The 19,219-nt window shown below is 56.2% G+C and carries 15 protein-coding genes and 2 pseudogenes; 1 reads left to right on the top strand and 16 read right to left on the bottom strand.

Going from position 1 to position 19,219, the window contains the following annotated elements:
• Positions 1-13 precede the first annotated feature (13 nt).
• From VI25_RS13795 to VI25_RS13745, 12 genes and pseudogenes are all read right to left on the bottom strand, one after another.
• Positions 14-499, bottom strand: coding sequence for a hypothetical protein (locus VI25_RS13795; protein ID WP_055562577.1), 486 nt, complete (start codon positions 497-499; stop codon positions 14-16).
• A gap of 62 nt (positions 500-561) precedes the next feature.
• Positions 562-1,052 (bottom strand): annotated as a pseudogene (locus VI25_RS13790) (DUF4385 domain-containing protein).
• A gap of 956 nt (positions 1,053-2,008) precedes the next feature.
• Positions 2,009-2,563: a hypothetical protein gene (locus tag VI25_RS13785; protein WP_152981622.1), complete on the bottom strand. Its 555-nt coding sequence runs from the start codon at positions 2,561-2,563 to the stop codon at positions 2,009-2,011.
• On the bottom strand, positions 2,560-3,627 hold the full coding sequence (locus VI25_RS13780) for an Ig-like domain-containing protein (protein WP_045688919.1): 1,068 nt from the start codon (positions 3,625-3,627) through the stop codon (positions 2,560-2,562). The genes VI25_RS13785 and VI25_RS13780 overlap by 4 nt, the downstream gene beginning before the upstream one ends.
• 262 nt (positions 3,628-3,889) lie before the next feature.
• Positions 3,890-4,783: a class I SAM-dependent methyltransferase gene (locus VI25_RS13775; RefSeq protein WP_045688918.1), complete on the bottom strand. Its 894-nt coding sequence runs from the start codon at positions 4,781-4,783 to the stop codon at positions 3,890-3,892.
• Positions 4,784-4,887: 104 nt separating this feature from the next.
• Entirely contained in the window at positions 4,888-6,756 is a 1,869-nt protein-coding gene (gene mnmG, locus VI25_RS13770) for a tRNA uridine-5-carboxymethylaminomethyl(34) synthesis enzyme MnmG (RefSeq protein WP_045688917.1), read from the bottom strand.
• A 335-nt stretch (positions 6,757-7,091) separates the two neighbouring features.
• Positions 7,092-7,823: a GNAT family N-acetyltransferase gene (locus VI25_RS13765; RefSeq protein WP_045688916.1), complete on the bottom strand. Its 732-nt coding sequence runs from the start codon at positions 7,821-7,823 to the stop codon at positions 7,092-7,094.
• 177 nt (positions 7,824-8,000) lie between these two features.
• Complete coding sequence (ybeY, locus tag VI25_RS13760) at positions 8,001-8,489, bottom strand: rRNA maturation RNase YbeY (protein WP_082455542.1); 489 nt, start codon at positions 8,487-8,489, stop codon at positions 8,001-8,003.
• 6 nt (positions 8,490-8,495) lie between these two features.
• A complete protein-coding gene (locus VI25_RS13755; protein ID WP_045688915.1) occupies positions 8,496-8,957 on the bottom strand; it encodes an ATP-binding protein in 462 nt (153 codons plus the stop codon).
• Between the two features lie 49 nt (positions 8,958-9,006).
• Positions 9,007-10,992, bottom strand: coding sequence for a hypothetical protein (locus VI25_RS26970; RefSeq protein ID WP_236705057.1), 1,986 nt, complete (start codon positions 10,990-10,992; stop codon positions 9,007-9,009).
• Positions 10,899-12,431 carry a DUF4175 family protein gene (locus VI25_RS26965; RefSeq protein WP_236705056.1) on the bottom strand — a complete coding sequence of 511 codons (1,533 nt, stop codon included), beginning with the start codon at positions 12,429-12,431 and terminating at the stop codon, positions 10,899-10,901. Before VI25_RS26965 ends, VI25_RS26970 begins: the two co-directional genes overlap by 94 nt.
• A 224-nt stretch (positions 12,432-12,655) precedes the next feature.
• A complete protein-coding gene (locus VI25_RS13745) occupies positions 12,656-15,715 on the bottom strand; it encodes a M16 family metallopeptidase (protein WP_045688914.1) in 3,060 nt (1,019 codons plus the stop codon).
• Between the two features lie 294 nt (positions 15,716-16,009).
• Between VI25_RS13745 and VI25_RS13740 the strand changes: the two genes are divergently transcribed.
• Complete coding sequence (locus VI25_RS13740; RefSeq protein ID WP_045688150.1) at positions 16,010-16,417, top strand: hypothetical protein; 408 nt, start codon at positions 16,010-16,012, stop codon at positions 16,415-16,417.
• 10 nt (positions 16,418-16,427) lie between these two features.
• On the opposite strand, the gene VI25_RS24130 is transcribed toward VI25_RS13740, so the two are convergent.
• The 4 genes and pseudogenes from VI25_RS24130 to VI25_RS13720 all read right to left on the bottom strand — a co-directional run bounded on the left by VI25_RS24130 (position 16,428) and on the right by VI25_RS13720 (position 19,137).
• The gene (locus tag VI25_RS24130; RefSeq protein WP_055562576.1) at positions 16,428-16,772 is read right to left on the bottom strand and encodes a hypothetical protein; all 345 of its coding nucleotides are present in this window, start codon (positions 16,770-16,772) and stop codon (positions 16,428-16,430) included.
• A gap of 23 nt (positions 16,773-16,795) precedes the next feature.
• Positions 16,796-17,200 (bottom strand): annotated as a pseudogene (locus VI25_RS27825) (glycosyltransferase); the annotation flags it as partial.
• Positions 17,201-17,211: 11 nt separating this feature from the next.
• A complete protein-coding gene (locus tag VI25_RS27820) occupies positions 17,212-17,466 on the bottom strand; it encodes a glycosyltransferase (RefSeq protein ID WP_262489953.1) in 255 nt (84 codons plus the stop codon).
• A gap of 252 nt (positions 17,467-17,718) precedes the next feature.
• A complete protein-coding gene (locus VI25_RS13720) occupies positions 17,719-19,137 on the bottom strand; it encodes an MFS transporter (protein WP_072144825.1) in 1,419 nt (472 codons plus the stop codon).
• Positions 19,138-19,219 lie beyond the last annotated feature (82 nt).

Here is a 19,219-nt window from a genome sequence, read left to right as displayed (position 1 = left end):
GTGGATAACTCCGTTAGGCTGGCCACTGTACTTCCAAATCGTCGTTGATAAACACGCCGAAGTTGACAAACTGCAGCTGGTTCTCATCGAAGTATAAGTCAATCATTTCCTTCTCGTAGGAGAGGCGCATCTCGCCCGTGTCCATTTTCTCTACGTCGCTCTGCTCGTGGCCGTGGCGCTTCATGAGGTCCTGAATTTCCTCGGGAGTTTTGCCGTGGATGGCTTCGCCGTACAGCCGGATGCCGGGGTGGTCGGTTTCGATGCAGCTGAGGCGATAGTCGTCTTCCCGGTCGAAGTACAGAGAGTAGCCTTCTTCCAGGTAGTTCCACGCTTGGTGTTCAAACTCGTCATCGTCTTCCGACTCTTCAATCTCCTCGGGCTCGCCCATCAGGGCCCGCACCTCATCCATGGAGGCACCGAACTTGAGCGGACCCATTCCTTTGCCGAGGACGATTTCATTTTCTTCCGTGCTGGCCGCTTGGTTGCTGGATGTTTGCATATGGCTTATGTGAGGAATGGTAAATGGGTAAAAAGGGTGGGAGTAAAGGTAGACAAGGGTTGTCACTTGCCGTAGCGAGTCTCGAATTCAAGCCGCTGGGCAAGGTAAGCGGGATGTTGTTTGGCCTGGTCCCACTTCTGCTTAAAGATGCGGGCAGCTTCCGCTTTTTCCGGATCCTCGGGAGCCCGCGGTAGTTCGTCGCGGCCATGGGCTCCGCTCTGGCCTTTTTTATCGGCCGGAACTGGGCCGTCGTACTTTTTGCCGCCTTTGTGGTTGGCGTAGCGACGCGACCGGGTAAAGCCCATTTGCAAGAACTTTCGGGCCATGTCGGCTCCCACAAAGTCGTTGGCCTCTAAATAAGCCTCAAAGAGCTTATAAATGGTTTCGCTAGACTCCTGTGCCACTTCGGGGGTACGAAAGCGCCAGTGGGGCAGAATCTCCCCTTTATAGGCTGTACTAGCAGTACCCCCTGCTCGCCTTTACCTACGCGGTACAGTTCCGGGTGCTGCCGGAAATCTACAGTGCGGAAATCAAGCGTGTAATCGAAGGGCATGAGATAAGGGGCCATCACAGGAGGCAAGCCTAGTATACGCCAACACCTACTCTGTGGATATCCCCTGTCAAAAATCAAAAGCTGCTTTGGTGCCCGCCGCTTATCCACACGCCTTGGGCATAACTCATGGTGCTTGTAAGCTAGCTCAAGTAAAGAAGCCGGAAGCTGCCCCTACCTGCTCTTACTTTCCAGCTTTGCCCAACTGACTTCCGAAGGGAGAAGGGAGCCGAGCTTTTCCACACAGTTAATAACTTTTTAAATTCTTCTTTTTTAAAATTTCTTTTTGTCTCCTGCCATTAGGGCTGTGTATAAGTGGATAAGAAACGGAGGTTATGCACAGCGGGGATAACATGTGCACAAGAATTAGCTTATCCACCGTCTATCAACAGGGTATGTGGATAGTAAGTAACTGATACAAAGATTAATAACCGAGTTTTTCACAATCCACAGGGGTTCTGCACAAATCCACAATCCACAGCTGTGTATAGGTGTGGATTGTGTGATTATCGGGGGAAAGTTGTCCACCCTTATCCACCGTACTATCCCCACAGTGGCCTCCTGTTACGGGTTGTCACCATCCAAAAAAACTTGTCCGCAAGTTCTCCACGGGTTATCCCCATGTTTCCCCAGTGTTATCCACGGATTATTTCAGCATCAAGCAGATAGGTGGATAACTCATGTGGATTACGATTTTCAAAATCCGAAAAGCGCCTCTGCGTACCCCAATGCAAATTTATGGGTGTGGATATCTAGTTGCACACCCTCCTATATAGTGAGTAATAGGATTATGGATAGAAGGCCTACTAGGACAGCAGACTATCAGCAGAACTACTAACTGAATGGCTCACGCTGCCCTGCGTTGGATGCAGGGTAGTACATGCATTGCCCATGGCTAAACGCAAAAGCGCCCGGCTCCTTCTAAAGGAGCCGGGCGCTTACGTTCTGCAACGCTGGTACTAAAAGCTGAGCGTTTCTACTTGGTCCCAGTTGGCACGCACCTGAATGGGCTTAGGGAGTAGGTATACGGGCTCTGGCAGCCGCTTAAATTCTGGGTCGCCACCTTGCCAGCGGCCGTCCTGGTTGGCATCAATAAGTACGCGCAATTTGTAGGGCCCCGGCGCGAGATAATCGAAATGGTAGGTAGCCTTGGGGCTGTCTAAGGAAGCCAGCACTTGCCCATTGGCATCAAGGAGCTGCACAATGTAGCGGGTGTACTTCGTGCGAATCGGACCACTTAGGGTGCCGGTAGTAGCTTGCTCGCTCACCCGCAGGCGCAGAGGCTTAATCCCGAGTCGGCGGCCAGTTACGCTCTCAATGGCAGTACTGTCCAGCAGAATGCTAATGGTCTTGCGCGCCTTGGTATTAATTGGGATGGTTAGGGTAGAACGGTCGAGGCTGAGGGCACCATCTTGGGGCAGGCGTAGGGGGCGCTGCTTTACGGAGTCTTCGGTCAGAACGGCAAAAGGCTTGTTGGCCGCAATGCGGATGGGCTCTGTGAATTCAAATTTCACTTGACCTTGGCGGTACACTTCACGCGGAGAGCCTCTACCGAGTACAGCGCACCGCGGCGGGTAGGCGCCGTGCCCTGAAAGCGAACTGAAATTGTGTCTCGACCGGTATTGCCGGCACTATCGGTGCTTGCCAATAGGTAGCGACCCTCGGCGAGAGCCGCCGTGCGGAACAGAATAGCCGTCCGGCCGCGCTCCGCAAACTGAATGGCATCATTGAGATTGGCCGGGGCCGTTGCAGCACCCAGCGGCGTGATGGTAGCTTTCTCCACACCTTCATTAAAGGATACCCGGAAGTCGGTAGGTCCAGGCTTTTGCCCAGTAACCAAAGCGCGCCGCTGGTCGGGGCGGGTCAGCAGCAGGTTGAGGGAGTCGAGGCCGGGCCGGACTGTAATAGGTTCGGGGAGGTAAGCAATCCGTTCGCCGTCCTCGTAGCGGGAGCTCTGATTTTTATCGAGAATGGCGAAAATCCTGTAGGAGCCTTCCTTCAGGTTCTGAAACTCGTACGCGCCTGCCTTATCCGTGCGAGCCAGGTAGTAGGGCTTGCCCGTGCGCACAGTGGTGGTATCAGAGGTAGGGTAGAGAAGCACTGATGCTTCGCCTACGGGCTGCCCACTCAGAGGCTCAGTAACTAGCCCACGCACCGAACCAGAATCAAGCTGCGCACCTGTGCTAAAGCTGACAACGGCCTTGGCGGCAATGTTGCTTTCGGTAATGTCGCTGATGGAATTGCCGAAGTTGAATGAGTAGGTAGTGTTGGGGGCGAAGGGCTTGTCAAACAGCAGCGTAATTGACGTGCGGTCTTCGCGCACCTTGTACGGGTTGTCGTTGCTGATTAGGGGAGCAATGATGAGGTTCTTCTGCAAGTCTTTCACCTGCACTTGTTCTGAAAAGATCAGTCGCACAGATTGGGCCTTCACGTTGCGGGCACCGTTAGCCGGGATTGAGCTAACAAGCTTGGGTACTTCCACATCCCGGGGGCCACCTTCCGGCGAACTGATAGCGGCACAACCTCCCAAACCGGCCGCAGCCGTAAGCAACAGAACTAAACTAGCGCGAGCGGACATTACTGAAATCAAGATGGCGCGAGGAGTATTCCTCAACAAAAGAGCGTACCAAAAACAGGAGAAACGACGAACAGTAGGCGCAGCGTATGCTACCCCAGCCGAAGCTCAGCGAAGGTAGGGCCTACCCTAGATAAGAAGCATGCACGGAATGCGCCCCCCGGCCGCTGGCTACTAGGCCGGCTCCCGCAGCAAAGCTAGCAGCTTGATACTCGGGAGCGTAGCCCCTCCCCTACCCTACTGTGGCAGCAAAGTGTACTTGACACTAGCGTCGGGCCACAACGTAGATCAGACTTGAATACTGTCCATCGTGCTGGGCCGCGTACTGGTTTGACTTGTAGCCAGCTTTTAGCACGGTCAGTAAGCCGCCGCCGCGCTCCGCCCGGTGTTTTTCGCTTAGCATGCTCACATAGTAGGCATCCAGCATCATGGGCAATACCTCACGCACCGTCATTTTGTGCTTTTTGAGGAGCTGGGTCATGGTTTTGGGGCTGAAATGGTACAGATGGCGGGGCACATCGTACGCTGCCCAGTCTTGGCGGTAGTGCTGGGCATCAAGGCTATCTACATTCGGCACCGCAATGATGAGGACGCCATCGGGCTTCAACAAACGGATGAGCTGCTGCAAGGTATCGTTCAGTTCATGAACGTGTTCTAGCACGTGCCACAGCGTGATGGCCTCAAATGAACCAGGTTCAAATGTGAGTAAGCTCTCCATACCGATGGGCTGTCCTACCCGCCGGGAGGCTTCCTCACGGGCCCGCGGGTTAGGCTCTAAGCCTGCTACCTGCCAGCCGCTGGCTTTGGCTGCCGCCAGAAAGTGACCCGTACCGCAACCATAATCTAGGAGCTTGCCTTTGCGAGGCGCTTGCTTATTGAGCAGGGCCACCTTGCGTCGCATGGTGAAAAAGCGGGCCACCTTGTAGGCTTGGTTGATAACCCCTCCTGCCCCGCTGTTGTGCGACACGTATTCCTCGGACTCGTAGTAGCGGCCAATGTTGGCAAAGTCTGGACGAGGATTCGTGAATTGGAAGGAGCACGCCGCGCATTGTTGGATGGCGAAGCTCTCCTTGCTTACCGATTTATCCTCAACTACGAGCTTGTTTTGTAGCTCGGTTTTGCCGCACACTGGGCACTTCTCCAGACGTTCGTAAGACACTACGCGTTGACTTAAACATGAGGATGCCGGAAGCAGAAGCAGGACGAAGACGAGGTGGGCAGCACCATTCGCGCGCGTCTTCTGCTTCCGGCGCCTTTCCTAATTTACCGACCAAGGTACACCATCAGCACCGAAACATCGGCGGGGCTCACGCCACTAATGCGCGCGGCTTGCCCCAACGTTTCGGGCTGTATCTTGAGTAGCTTCTCCCGGGCCTCGTGCGAAAGTGCAGGCATGGCCTTGTAATCGAGGCGGCCCCGGATGGTGAAGTTTTCCAGCTCCTGCACGCGGGCGGCTTGCTGGTGCTCTTTCTCCAAGTACGCCTCATATTTTACCAGAATCTCAGCTTGCTCCAAAGCATCGGGCCGGTACGGCGACAAGGCTAGGGTAAGGCCGGGCAGTACCTGGGCCAGGGCAGCTAAGTCCACATTCGGACGACGAAGCAGATTAACCGCCCGCGTTTTCTCGTGGATGGTAGCCGAGCCTATTTCCGCCAGCCACCCGTTGATTTCCTGTGGTTCAATGGCATATGTCTTCAGCAGCTTGGCCACCTCGGCGGTTTGGGTTTCCTTTTCCCGCACGCGGTCCATACGCTCCTCCGAGGCCAAGCCCAGGGCGTACCCGAGCGGGGTAAGGCGCAAGTCGGCGTTGTCTTGGCGGAGCAGCAAACGGTGCTCGGCGCGGCTCGTGAACATGCGGTAAGGCTCGTCGGTGCCTTTGTTTACCAGGTCGTCGATGAGGACACCAATGTAAGCCTCGCTCCGCTTCAGGATGAAGGGTTCCTTACCGTGGACGCGGTTGTGCGCGTTGATACCAGCCATCAGGCCCTGGCAAGCAGCTTCCTCGTAGCCCGTAGTGCCGTTGATCTGGCCCGCGAAGTATAGGTTTTTGATGTGCTTGGTTTCCAGGGTTAGGTGCAGTTGAGTGGGCGGGAAGAAGTCGTACTCAATGGCATAGCCCGGGCGGAACATCTTTGCCTTCTCGAAGCCTGCAATTTTGCGCAGCGCGCGGTATTGCACGTCTTCGGGCAACGAGGAGCTAAACCCGTTTACGTATACTTCCACCGTGCTCCAGCCTTCGGGCTCCACAAAAATCTGGTGGCGGTCCTTGTCGGCGAAGCGGTTGATTTTGTCTTCTACACTGGGGCAGTAGCGCGGCCCCAAACCTTTGATCCGCCCCTGGAACATGGGCGACTTCTCGAAACCCTCCTTCAGGATTTCATGAACCTCCGAGTTGGTGTACGTGATGTAGCAAGGGCGCTGCTTCACTAGCGCCGGCGTGTCGAGGTAGCTGAATTTGCTGGGAATCTCGTCGCCGGGTTGCTCCTCCATTTTGGAGTAGTCCAGGCTGCGACCGTCCACGCGGGGCGGAGTGCCCGTTTTCATACGGCCTGCCTCAAAGCCTAGCTCCTTCAGCTGCTCTGTAATGCCAGTGCTACCGCGCTCAGCAGCCCGGCCGCCGCCGAAGTTCTTCTCGCCAATGTGGATAAGACCGTTGAGAAAGGTGCCGTTGGTGAGTACTACAGCTTTGCCGCGGAACTCAATCCCCAACTGCGTCTTCACTCCCACTACCGTGTCGTTTTCTACGACCAGGCCTAGTACGGCTTCCTGCCAGAAGTCCACGTTCAGAGTTTGCTCTAGGGTCAGGCGCCACTCCTCGGCAAAACGCATGCGGTCCGACTGGGCGCGGGGGCTCCACATGGCAGGGCCCTTCGAGCGGTTCAGCATCCGGAACTGGATCATGGTTTTGTCGGTGATGATGCCCGACTGGCCGCCTAAGGCATCCACCTCGCGCACAATCTGTCCTTTGGCCACCCCGCCCATGGCTGGGTTGCACGACATCTGCGCGATGGTGTTCATGTTCATCGTCACGAGTAAGACCTTGGAGCCCATATTGGCGGCGGCCGCGGCGGCCTCGCATCCGGCGTGGCCGGCTCCTACTACAATAACGTCGTATTCTTCTTGCTGAAACATGGCGGGGTAGGCAGTAGCGCAAAAGCTCCAGCTTTGCGCATCGGTGAACTATAGATCAGCTAGAAGCTGACAGAATCGTTCGGGGGTAACACAGGAAGCGCCTGCAGTCGTTCAATGAAACGCGTAGCTGGAGCTACGCACCGCTTCAAACAGAAAACGCCCGCAAGTGAGCAGGCGTTTCGAAAGAAATCAGATTCAGAAAGGCGGACGCAACACGCTCAACACGTGCACAAAGATAAGCACTCGGCGGCGTTTTTGTTCCAGTTGCTAGGGGCTGGGTCTGCAAAGCACAGTACGCACCCAACACCGAGCTAGCGGCCTCTTCCTACGACAGACTACTGCTGGGCCTCCGTATCGTCCAGAAACTCTGGGGGCCAGGAAGTCAGTAGGTCAGCGGCTTGGGCTGCCACCACGTCCCACGAGAACGGCAGCCAACGGCTCATGGCACTATCGAACACCTCCGTGGCGGCCAAGCACGGAAACAGCTTGTAGTCGAACTTCGGGTAGTTGTGCACCAAGTAACCCGGGTAGTAGTACGCTTTTTGGTGGGCCAAAGCGTGGTTGATTTTCAGCAACATGAGATATTTGCCCAGGCTGTGTTTCCGGTAGCTGGGGTGGTAGAAGTTCATGATGCCGGCAATGCTACGGGCGCCCGTATCAAATATGCCAGCGGCAATAAGCTGGTGGCCGTCGCGCACCTCTAACACAGAAGTTGTAAACACATTGTGCGTGGCCCCCGCTAGCAAAAAGGCTTCTATCGTCTCAGGAGCATCGAAGGTGATGGACGCCCGGTAGAGGGCGTATAGGTCTTCGTACTCCTGGGTAAGGCTGAAAGGGCGCAGGAACACCGAAAACTGCTTGTTGAGGCGCAATAGTCTGCGCTGCTCAGGACCGTAGTGCACATGCTCCAGCACTACTCGCAGCCAATGCACCGTATACAAGTCGTTGTTGATGGGCAAAAACCGACAGGTGAACAAGTCTTGGTGCATCCGGTAGTAGCCCTGGCTTAAGTAGAAATCCAGTGCGTCGCCCCGGAGGATGTGCGTAGGCGAAGGAGTAGCGGCCATGCAAGATGTGCGGAAGAGAGGCTAACGGGCAAAAACTAGAAAAGGGCGAGTTGCTACCCACCTACAGCGGCTTGCCGTGGGGTGCGTGTAGGCGCAAGGTACTGGGTAGTAACACAAAAAACGCCCACTGCACTAGCGGGCGTTTTCGTATAGGCAAAAGGAACAAGGATAGCTCGCTTAGAACGTGCGCAACGACAGGCAGTAGTCCTCTTTCTTGCGCATGGCCGTTTGGCTTAGCAAATCCTTATCAGCGTAGCCAAGCAGGTGGAGCACACCGTGAATCATTACCCGGTGCAACTCATCTACGAACGGCACCCCGAGCTGCACGGCGTTTTCGCGCACGCGCTCCACGGAAATGAAAATGTCGCCCTCGATGATGTCCGAGGTGTCGGCGTTGTCGAAGGTGATGACGTCGGTGTACGTATCGTGGTCGAGGTACTCCATGTTTACCTTATGCAGGTATTCATCGGAGCAGAAGATGTAGGTGAGCTGTACAATCTCGTACTCGTGTACCTCAGCTACACGTTCAACCCAACTGGTCAGCGCTTCCGCGTCGCTCAGTTCGAATTCCACATCTTCAACCAAAAACTCGATACCGTGATTTTCGTGCTCGTGCACGGTATCATCGTCGAACTCCTCGTCGTGGTCGGGGGGCAGCTGGTTCATGCCGGATTATAGGTTTGCGGCAGCCGGTTCGTTTTCGGTACCGTTGATGGACGACGCTTCCTGGGGAGAATTTAAAAGGAAAGTCAGCTGCACATTGCGGCCTTCTTTCTGGAACTCTACTTCGTCGGCCAAGTGACGAATCAAGAAAATACCACGGCCACCGGGATTTTCGAGGTTCTCAGGCGCGGTAGGGTCAATCAGATTCGTATAATCGAACCCTTCGCCCTCGTCCTCTACCTCAAACTTCACCCGGTCCTTGTCCACTTGCAATGAGAGAAAGACATTCTTGTCTTTGTCGAACTTGTTGCCGTGGCGGATAGCGTTATTCACGGCTTCCGTGACGGCGACCATGATATTGCCGTAGATGTCATCCTCAATGTGAAAGGTATCCTTCGAGTTGTCGATGAAACTTTCCACTACGCGGATGTTCTCGACCAGCGACGGAATCTGAATTTTAACCTGCTTCATAGAAAAGTAAGGGGGAAGGCGGCGTAGGGGCGGTAAAAGTAGCTGAACGCTACTTCATTTTCTGAAAATATTCACTTACCTCCCGCTGGTAGTACGGCGTGAGGGCGGGTGGTACAGTACGCAAGAGCTCGGTTTGACGGTTTTGCTGACGCTTGTATTGGTTGAACGCAGGTGGGAAAACCGGCGGACGGTTCTGGGCCGTTTGTGCCTCGCGTTTGTCATCCTGGTCCCGCTCCCGAGCCGATTTCTCGGCTTCCAGTAATCGGGTCAGAATTTGACGCTGGCGCATAATGGTCTGCTCCGTCAGCCGCTTGTTTACGAGGTCGGTTTCGGTTTGTTCCATCATTTTTTTTACGTCGCCGAGGCCGCCGGCTCCATCCTGTCCTTTGCCGTCTTTATTGCTGCCAGGCTTGCCTGCGCCCTGTTTTTGCTGCATACGCTCTAGTTCCTGCATGGCTTGGCGCAGCATCTGTTGCTGGCCGGCCAGCTTGGCTAGCTCCTCACTCATGGCGCGGCCCTGCTTGCCACTTTGCTGCAACTGCTGAATCTGCTGGTTGAGCTGCTGCTGCATACGGCCCAGCTGGCCTTCGCCGGCTGCGCTGCCCTTCTTCTTTTTACGGCCCGACTTGCCCCCGCCCTGTTGCTGCTGGCTCTGGCTTTGGCGCTGCTGCTCTTGCATCTGCTGGAGGGCATCATTGAGCATTAGGGCCAAATTGTTCATGCTGGTCATGGCTAGCTGCTGCGAGCTAGTAGCCCGCCCCACGTTGCGCTGCCGAATTTGGTCGAGGCTTTCGTCCATGCGGCCGTTCATCTCGCCTACCTCACGGGTCACAAATGACTGAATCTGGAAGACTTTTTTGGCCAGGGCGTAGAGAGAATCCTGCACTACCCGGGCGTCGTCCTTGAGCTTGCGCTGGGTTTGGCCGAGCTGCACAAAGCGCGGGTCGCTCTGGTCCACGGTGCGGAATTGCTTCATCAGGTTTTCCTGGTCGAAGGAGAGCTTGATAAGGTTTTCCAGGATGTCGCGCAGGTCGTCAATGTTTTCCTGCTGCTGGTCCGATTCTTCCTCGTTCATCTGCTGCTTCATCTTCTGGGCCATCTGCTGCATTTTCTGCGCGGCCTGCTTCTGGCTCTGGCTAGCTTTCTGGTTCTGGTTTTTGGAAAGCTGTTCCTGGCTGTCCTGCTGCTGGTCGTCTACCTGCTGCTGGTCGTCCTTCATCTCATCGGCCCCGTTTTGGTCGTCGAGTTGCTTATCCAACTCCTTCATGTCTTTCAGATCCTGCTTCAGTTCATTGAACTGCTGCTGCTGCTCGGCTTGCTTTTCTTTGAGGTCTTGCTGCTTTTGCTGCTGTTGGTTTTTGTCCTGAGGCGCTTCCGGCGAGTTCTTATCGTTCTTCTGCGTTTCCTCGGCCAGCTTTTGCTGCTCCTGGGCTAGCTGCTCCAGCTTTTCCAGGGCCTGATCCTGCTTCTGCTCAAACTGTAACTGCTTAAACATTTCGAGGGCCCGCTCCAATTCCTTTTGCAAGGTGTTTTCCTTGTTTTCGAGCTGCTGAAGCAGCTTCTGCATTTCGGGCTGGTTTTGGTCCTGCTGCTGTTCCAGTAGCTTCTGTAGCTCCTCGTACAGCTTCTTGGTTTCGGGGTCCAAGAGGCTTTCCATCAGCTTTTGCAGCTCCTTGGCTTTCTGGGCTAGCTCCTCATTTTTCTCGGGGTTGAGCTGGTTCTGCTGCTCTTGGAGCTGCTCAAATTGCTTTTTGAGGTCGTTGAGAGCCTGGTCCATCTGCTGCTTCTGGTCCAGCATATCCTTGAGCTGCTTGCGGTCCTGGAAGTTCAGGTCGCGCTTCACCTTCAGCTTATCCTCTGCTTTGGCCAGCTCCCGCTCCATCTTCTTCGACTCCTGCTCCGACTTGCTCATCTGGCTTTGCATAGCTTGGCTTTGGGAAGCTAGCTGCTGGCGCATTTCGGTGCGGGAAGCAGCCGGAACTCCGCAGCCCGGCTCCGCGCCGACTTGGGGCCGTGCACGCCGTCGTTGTCCCATACCTGCACAAAGTACTCCAGCCGGTCGCCGGGCTTTAAGTTGAGCGGGCGCACATCCCACTGGTAGGCATAGCCCTGGCTTGAGCCGCTACCCAAGGGTAAGGCGCGCGTTTGATAAGCCGCATTGGGGTGGGCCTTGCTGAGTACGCGGTAGTGCAGTTGCAGGCGGGAGAGCCCGTAGTCGTCGCGCACGTTGCCCCCTAGAGCAAGGTAGCGCAGGGAGGTCGTATCTTGAAAGCTTTCCAGTGTCACCTCAGGGCCCTGGTCGGGCACCACGGTTAGCTGGTACTGAATAGGGTCGCGGTTGGGGCTAAACTGATTTTGCAGGCGCACCGTGTAGTCTTGGCTACGGGTAGCGCGACGCGTCACCCGAAACAGGTCGTCGTTGGGCTCGGCCGTCAGGGTTTCGGTAGGGTTGCGGAATTGTAGTTGCAACTGGTCGGTAGCCTGGGTGCTGAACTCCCATTGCACGGTGCTGCCTTCGGGTACCGTCAGGTTGCCGGCGTTGCGCAGGGTTTCGGTAGGCTTTCCGATGTAGGCGGGGTAGGTCACGCGCACGGCAAAGTCGCGCAGGTTGGGTCGCTCGCGCACCTTCAGGTCATACTCGGCAGAGGTGACGTCGGCGGCTGTGAGCTGGAAGGCTACATCTTGCTGCACCTGCCGGAACTGATGGCGAAACCGGTTGCCCTGCTCCCGCGTCAGGCGCCGCTCGCGCCCACCGTATACAATGCTGATTTCGTTGGGTAAAGCCTCGCCTTCTACGGCCACATTCAGCGTGAAGTCTTCGCCTTTAAAGGCCTTGAGGCTCTTGTTTTCCACCACAAACCGAAACGGCGCGGGTGGGCTGTACTTCTGGTTGTAGTGCAGAATGCGGTTAGTGCCCTGCACAAACAGCGCCGGGTAAATAAGCAGCACGGCTACTACTACGGCGGCCGGAATAGCCACGTACTTCCACAGCGGCCGGGTTTGGGTTTTGATGTCGATGCCCTGGCTGAATTCCATGCCTTGTAGCTGGGCAGCGCGCTGCTCCAGGCTGGCAGCCAACAGGGCATTTTCCTGGGCTTGCCCCCGGAGCTGCAGGGCATTGAGCAGGCGGTCTTGCACCTGCGGAAACAGCTCCCCTACCCTCCGCGCAGCTTGCTCGTCGGAAAGCATGCGGCGCAGGTTGGTGAGGGCAGCCAGGGGCTGCCAGATCCAGCGGGCAAAGGCGTAGGCCGTCAGGCCCAAGAACCCGAACAGCAATCCTCCCCGCACCCACGTAGGCAGGTAGAGAAAGTATTCGAGCAGGTTGAATACCAGAAACAGGGTGAGCAGTAGCCCGGCGGCCACGAGGGCACCGCGCACTAGCAAACTCAGATAAAACTTACGCTTAAAGGCATCAAGCCGGGCCAGCACGTCGTCTAACGCCCGGGTTGTTGCAGGGTCTTTATCCACTACCATAAATCTGCGGCCATATTCGGACCTGGGAAAGATACGCATTTAGGCCCGGCGGCTGCACGGGTTCACGTTCTTACCCGAACGACGCAGGCCGGGGGGTAAATTGTTCCGCTAGCCAGTGGCTGCCAGCAAGAAAGCACTGCCCGCCCCCAGCACTCCCAACCAAGTATAAACGAACAGCCCGGCTCCACCGGAGCTGGGCTGTTCTATTTACGCACACCGAAGGCTTACTCAGCTTTGTCCTTCGCTTTGTCTTTCTGCTTGTCGGCTTTGGCTTTGCGCTTTTCCTTTTTGCCGTTAGCGTCCTTGGTTTTCAGCTTCATCTTCTCCGCCTCGGCGGCGGGCGTTACAGCTACCGATGCGGCTGCAGGAGCGGCGGCCGCCGCTACTCGGTTGCCTTCCGTATCGAGTTCCACTACTTCGTAGCCTAGCTCCGCGAGGCCGGGAAAAGCTTTAGCACGGTCGCCGACTACCACAATGTACATATTGTCGGTAGGCAGGTATTTCTGGGCGCTGGCCTGCACATCTTCCTTCTTCAGGTTTTTGAGAATTTCGCTTTGCTCCTTCACGTAGTCTTTGGAGAGGTCATACTCCAGCAAGCGCGACAGGAAGAAGGCTTTCTGCTGACCAGTCTCGTAGCGCAGGGCGTCGCTCTGGCCCACTGAAGCTTGCAGAAACTGTAGTTCCTCGTCCGTAATACCGTTGCGGTAGTTCTGGATTTCCTTCATGAACTCCTTTACCGAAGCGGCCGTAGCATCGGCGCGTACGCCGGCCTGGGCCGTGTAGGGCCCTACGTAGCGGCTGCTCTGGAAGCCCGAGCGGGCGCCGTAGGTGTAGCCTTTGTCCTCACGCAGGTTCAGGTTGATGCGGGAGTTGAAGGCGCCGCCCAGCAGGTAGTTGGCTAGGTAAGCACGGTAGTAGTTGCCGGTGGCATCGTAAGTGAGGGGCGAGAGGTAGCCCACCCGGATTTCCGACTGCGCCGCACCATCTTTGTTCACAAAGTAGATGCGCGTTTTGTCGGGGTTGGGCGCTACTTCACCGGCCGGCATGGTCACGCTCTTCTGGGTCCAGGTCTTGAGGAATCCCAGTTGGTTGGTGAGGGTGTTCTGGTCGGCATCGCCCACGGCTACCAGGTAGCTGATGTTAGGGCCGTAGTTTTGCTCGTAGAATTGCTTTACGTCGTCCAGTGTCAGGCCGGTTACGGTGGCCGTGGTGCCGCTGGTAGGCACGTTCATGATGTTGTTGACCCCGTAAATCAGGCGCGAATAGGTCTTATCGGCAATGACTACTGGCTGCGTGGTTTGGTTGGCAATGCCTTCCAAAGTCTGCTTTTTGATGCGGGCAAAGTCAGCCTCGTCGAAGCGGGGATGGAGCAGGCGCTCTTCCAGCAGCTTCATGGTAGCGGGCAGGTTCTTAGAGAGGCTCTGCACGTACACGGTGGTGTTGTCGTCGCCGCTGCTTACTCGGATAGAGCTGCCCAGCTTATCGAGCTCCGAGCTAAACTGCTCACCCGTGTATTTGGTGGTGCCTTCGTTCAGCATGGCGGCCGTGAGGGAGGCAATGCCGGCTTTGTTAGGCATGTTCTGCTCTAAGCGGTGGCCGCCCCGGATGGTCAGCAGCATGGTTACCGATGGAATCTCGGTGTTGCGGCTTCCCATTACCCGCAGTCCGTTCGGGAAGGAGGTTTGCCACAACTCGGGCACCTGCACCACGGGGTTAGTAGTCGCCTTGGGCTGCTGAGCCCGGTCGAAGGTATCGGTTGCCTTTACATACTTCAGGCCTTCATAGCCGTAGTCGGGAGCCTTATAGCCTTCCTTCGATACGGTGTAGTTGTCGGCCTTGGCGGGAGCTGCACCACCGGTTTTGGGCAGAACGCTCAGAATCACGGCGTGCTTGCCCTTGATGTACTGGTTGTACACGCGGTTTACCTCGGCGGGGGTCACTGCGCGCAGGCGCTTAAGTTCTTCAGGCAGCCGGTTGGGGTTGCCAAAGTACGTTTGGTTGGCGGCCAGCTGGCTTACTTTGCCGCTCACGCTGGAAAGCCCATTTACCATCTGAGACTCGGTGCTAGCCTTGAAGCGGGCCACTTGCTCGGCGGTAGCGCCGGTGCGCTCAAACTCGCTCAGCGTACGGCGCAGCTTAATCTCCAGGCTGTCGAGGCCTTTGCCGGGGAAAGGCAGCGTCACCATGGTAAACTCGCCCGCTAACTCAGAGGTGCTGTTGTAGGCTGACGCCTGTACCGCCTGCTGGGTTTTCGTCAGGTTCTTATAAAGCAAAGAGTTTTTGCCCTGCCCAATGATTTCCGCCAATGCGTCGAGGGCAAACTCGTCGGGGTGGCCGCTAGGCACCGTTGGGAACACCATCTGCAACATGGGAAAGCGCACGTTGTCGGTGTAGCTTACGTAGCGGTCTTGGGCCAGCTTGGGTGCGGGTAGTTTCTGCGCTGCCACGGCCGGGCCCTTGCTAATGGAGCCGAAGTACTTCTCTACCAGTTGTACCACCTGTTGGGGTTTCACATCGCCGCCCACCGTAAGGGTGGCGTTGTTGGGGCCGTACCAGCGCAGGAAGAAGTTCTTGAGGTCGTTCACGTTGGAACGGTCTAGGTCTTCGAGGTAGCCAATGGTCAGCCAGGAGTATGGGTGGCCGTAGGGATAGAGCGTGCGGGCTACATTCTCCGAAGCCAGCCCATAAGGACGGTTGTCGTAGTTTTGGCCCCGTTCGTTTTTCACGGTGGAGCGCTGCACCTCAAACTTCTGCTGCGTTACGGCATCCAGCAAAAAGCCCATGCGGTCGGCTTCCAGCCACAAGGCTGTTTCCAACTGGTTATTCGGAATGGTTTCGTAGTAGTTGGTCCGGTCGCGGTTCGTCGAGCCATTTAGCGTACCACCAGCCGCCGACACCAGCTTGAAGTGCTGCTCGTCGCCCACGTGGTCGGAGCCCTGAAACATCATGTGCTCAAAGAAGTGCGCGAAGCCCGACTTACCAATCTGCTCCCGCGCTGAGCCCACGTGATAGGTCACGTCCACGTGCACCAAGGGGTCGGAGTGGTCTTCCGTGACAATGAGGGTGAGGCCGTTGGGCAGCACGTATTTCTCGTACGGAATCACCAGTTCATTGCCCTTGCGGGTTACTTTCTCTACGAGGCGGGCGCCGCCAGAAGTAGCACTAGGAGCTTTGGCTACGGTAGTAGGCTTCGGCGTGGTGCTCGTTTTCTTCTGCTGAGCAAAAGCCGGCTGTAGCGTTAGGGAAGCGCCTAGGCCGAGAAGCAACAGATGGTTGCGGGTCATTATAACGGGAATAGAAGTGAGATGTGTGCCGTAAGTTACGTGCCGAAAGACAAATGCCATTCATGGAAGGTTGCAGTCGGTACGGGGCAGCACACTCGGCTGTTTTTGGCAGCGAAACAGCTATTCCTATTTGGGAGACAACGTGTTCAGTTGGAGCTTACTATTCAGGGGCAAGCCGTGCGCTATTTGCGCTGCTACCTCTACTAGCAGGCTAAATAGAGACAATAACTTATCCTAGTCTGATCGTCAACTAGGGGGCGAAGCGCCGTATATTTGCTAATTACTTTGCCCCTCATGCAGCCGTTGCCCGATTTCATCCGCCTCTCGTACCGCTCCGATTTGCAGACGTTATTTCTGCGCTGGACGCGGCCGGCCACCACAAACGAGCATCATGAGGGCTACCGCCAAGCACTGCAACTAGCTCGGCAAGAGCAAGTAAGCCGGTGGATGATTGACTTGCGCAGCCGGGGCCTGGCTGAAGTGAAGGATCTTCGGTGGGTGCTGCACGAGTTTCGGACGTTGTTTATCGAAGCCCTGCCTACGGCAACTCGTCGCATAGCCTACTTCACGGCTCCCTACCACGCCGACATTCTGCGTCCACGTCTTCTCGAACTCGACCAAAACAATCCGCTGGCGCCAGCAGTGGAAATCAGGGTTTTCACGGAGGAGTTACCCGCCCAGCAGTGGCTACAGCAAGGCTAAACGGCCTCTGCTACCCCTCAGCCCACCGGTAACGCCGTTCTTTCCACTGAATGGGCGAAGGCCACCACGTGTAGGCCAGCACCGCCAAGGACATGAACAGTAAATACACGTCGTAGAGCAGGAGCACGCCCAGGTTTTCCCGATGCCCGGCTTGGCGGAGCGTAATAGCCAAGAACAACGTTTGGCACCCTACCTTGGCCGCGTACAGCGCCCCAATAAGAGGTAGGGGTAGCAGGCCGGGCCAGCCCAGCACCGTGTAAAAGAACCCGTAGGAACTGAACAATACACCAAGCTGCCAAGGTAAGCGAGTGGCACCCTTCATCCAGCGTTTGCGCTGCTGTAGCAAGTGGCGCACAGTAGGTTGCGGTACCGAGATGCCTAACGCTTTTGGGTGGATGATATTGCGGAATCCCCAGCCTGGGCTACTACCTTGTCAAACAGCTGCAAATCCTCCGTGATGCTAAAAGCTAGGGCCTCGTAGCCACCAATAGACTCGTAAGCGGCGCGGGTTACTAGCATATTGTTGCCCACCGCAGTAATGGGTAGGCCCCGGTCGGAGAGTACGCGGATGATGTTCAAGCCGAACAGCCAGTCGAGCCCCTGCATGCGGCCAAATAGCGGGCCGCCCGCCGTTGTAATACCCGTCACGATACCTACTCCGGCTGGGGCTGCTGCTAGCATGGTTTGCACCCAGTCGGGGTGCATTGCCATATCGGCATCTGTAAACAGCAGGTGGTCGGTGGTAGCAGCCCGGCACAAGTGGGCCAGAGCGTTGCTTTTGCCGCGAGCCGTGCCTAGCGCTGCCGGATAGACAGCAGCCGAAACTGAGGTTTGTTGGCAATGAAAGCCGCTACAATAGCGGCCGTATTGTCGGTAGAGGCATCATCCCCAATCAGTATTTCCAGTTGCTCCGGCGGGTAATTGAGGCGCGATAAGGCCGTAAGGCAACGCTCAATGGTAGCTTCCTCGTTGCGAGCTGCAATTAAGATGCTTACGCGGGGCCGGGCTCCCACATCTACTAGCTTCCGGCGAGGCCACAGTGCTAGCACAAGCACCACTATAAACACACTGAAAAACAGGCCAAAGAAAACCGCCGGAAACACCATACACGCCTTCGCTATAGAGGTACTACTTAATTGAGGCCTTTACTTCTAAGCATACGGCCAACTGATAGCTCCGCGTTGCCTGGTAAATGCTGATTTTACATAGCCGCGGTCCGTATAAATGCGGAGGCCACCCAAAAAAGAAGCGCCTCCTTCTGCAAGAGAAAGAAGCGCTTAGCCTAGTACGAAGGCTGCCGGTTACAGCCGAGGATCGGTTTCTACCGGAGCGTCGTAGGCAGCGGCGGGTAGCGTAACGGGTTCAGCCTCCAACTTGCGCTCATCATCGGCGTCTTCGACGCGTAAGGAAAGCAGACCGGCAATAACCAGTGATGCGCCGCCCAGAACGATGGTATAGATAGTTTGGTCGTGAAACAAGTGCTTGGTGATAGGACCTAGCACTACTCCCGCAATGCTCTGCGGAATTACAATGAAGAAGTTAAACACACCCATGTAGTACCCCATGCGGTTGGCCGGCAAAGCACCCGCCAGCATGGCATAAGGCATTGACAAGATGCTGGCCCAGCCAATACCTACGCCAATCATGGACAGAATGAGTAGGTTAGGATTCTGGATGAAGAAAATCGAAACCAAGCCGAGGCCGCCTGCTACTAAGCATACTAAGTGCGTGAAGCGGCGGCTGGTAGCATTAGCTACCAAAGGCAACAGCAGCGCAAAAATGGCCGATACGCCCCCGTACACCGAGAAGCACACGCCTACCCAGTCGGCACCCTCGTTGTAGAGTTTGGAGGTAGTATCGGTGGTGTGGTAAATGTGGCTGGTAACAGCCGGGGTGGTATAAATCCACATGGCGTAGAGGCCAAACCACGTGAAGAACTGCACCAGCGCCAACTGCTTCATGGTGCGGGGCATGTGGAAAATACCCATAAAAGACTCACGGAAGCCGTTAGCCAAACCAGCGGTGCGGCGCTTTTCCTCCTCAAATTCGGCGAGGTTGTCTGGTGGGTATTCTTTGGTATTGAACACCGTCCAGAGCACCGACAGCAGGAACAGCAGACCGCCCGCGTAGAAGGCATACTTCAGGGAAGGAGCAATATGGCCGGGTTCCGGCTGGTTGGAAATATTAAACCAGTGCGTCAGTACCCAGGGCAGCGAGGAGCCCACAATAGAGCCCAGGCCAATAAGAAAGGTCTGGAAGGCAAAGCCGGCCGTGCGCTGCTTGGAAGGTAGCAAGTCGCCCACCAGCGCCCGGAAAGGCTCCATGCTGATGTTGATGCTGGAGTCCATTACCCACAGCATGCCCGCCGCCATCCACAGGGCCGACACGTTGGGCATTACCAGCAGCGACAGCGACGCTAGAATGGCACCCACCATAAAATACGGCCGACGACGGCCCCACTGGGGGCTCCATGTGCGGTCCGACATGTAGCCGATAACGGGCTGCACCAGCAGACCCGTAATGGGTGCCGCTAGCCACAAGAAAGCCAAGTCATCGGGGTTGGCGCCCATCGTTTCAAAGATGCGGCTCATGTTGGCGTTCTGGAGCGCAAAGCCGCACTGGATGCCCAGGAAGCCAAAGCTCATGTTCCAGATCTGCCAGAAACTCAGGCGGGGTTTTTCGCGGGCGCTAGTGGGAGCCGCCGCTGCACTGATTGCCATGGGGTGTGGTGGGAATTAGAGAGGTGAGAGGTAAGAAGGAGACGAGATACTGAAATAAAACAGAAGGTTCTGCAAGTGGGCC

It is taken from the genome of Hymenobacter sp. AT01-02 (genome assembly GCF_000961955.2).
Classification (GTDB): domain Bacteria; phylum Bacteroidota; class Bacteroidia; order Cytophagales; family Hymenobacteraceae; genus Hymenobacter; species Hymenobacter mucosus.
Note: the sequence above shows the minus strand (reverse complement) of the source record. Positions and strands in the feature narration are given on the sequence as shown.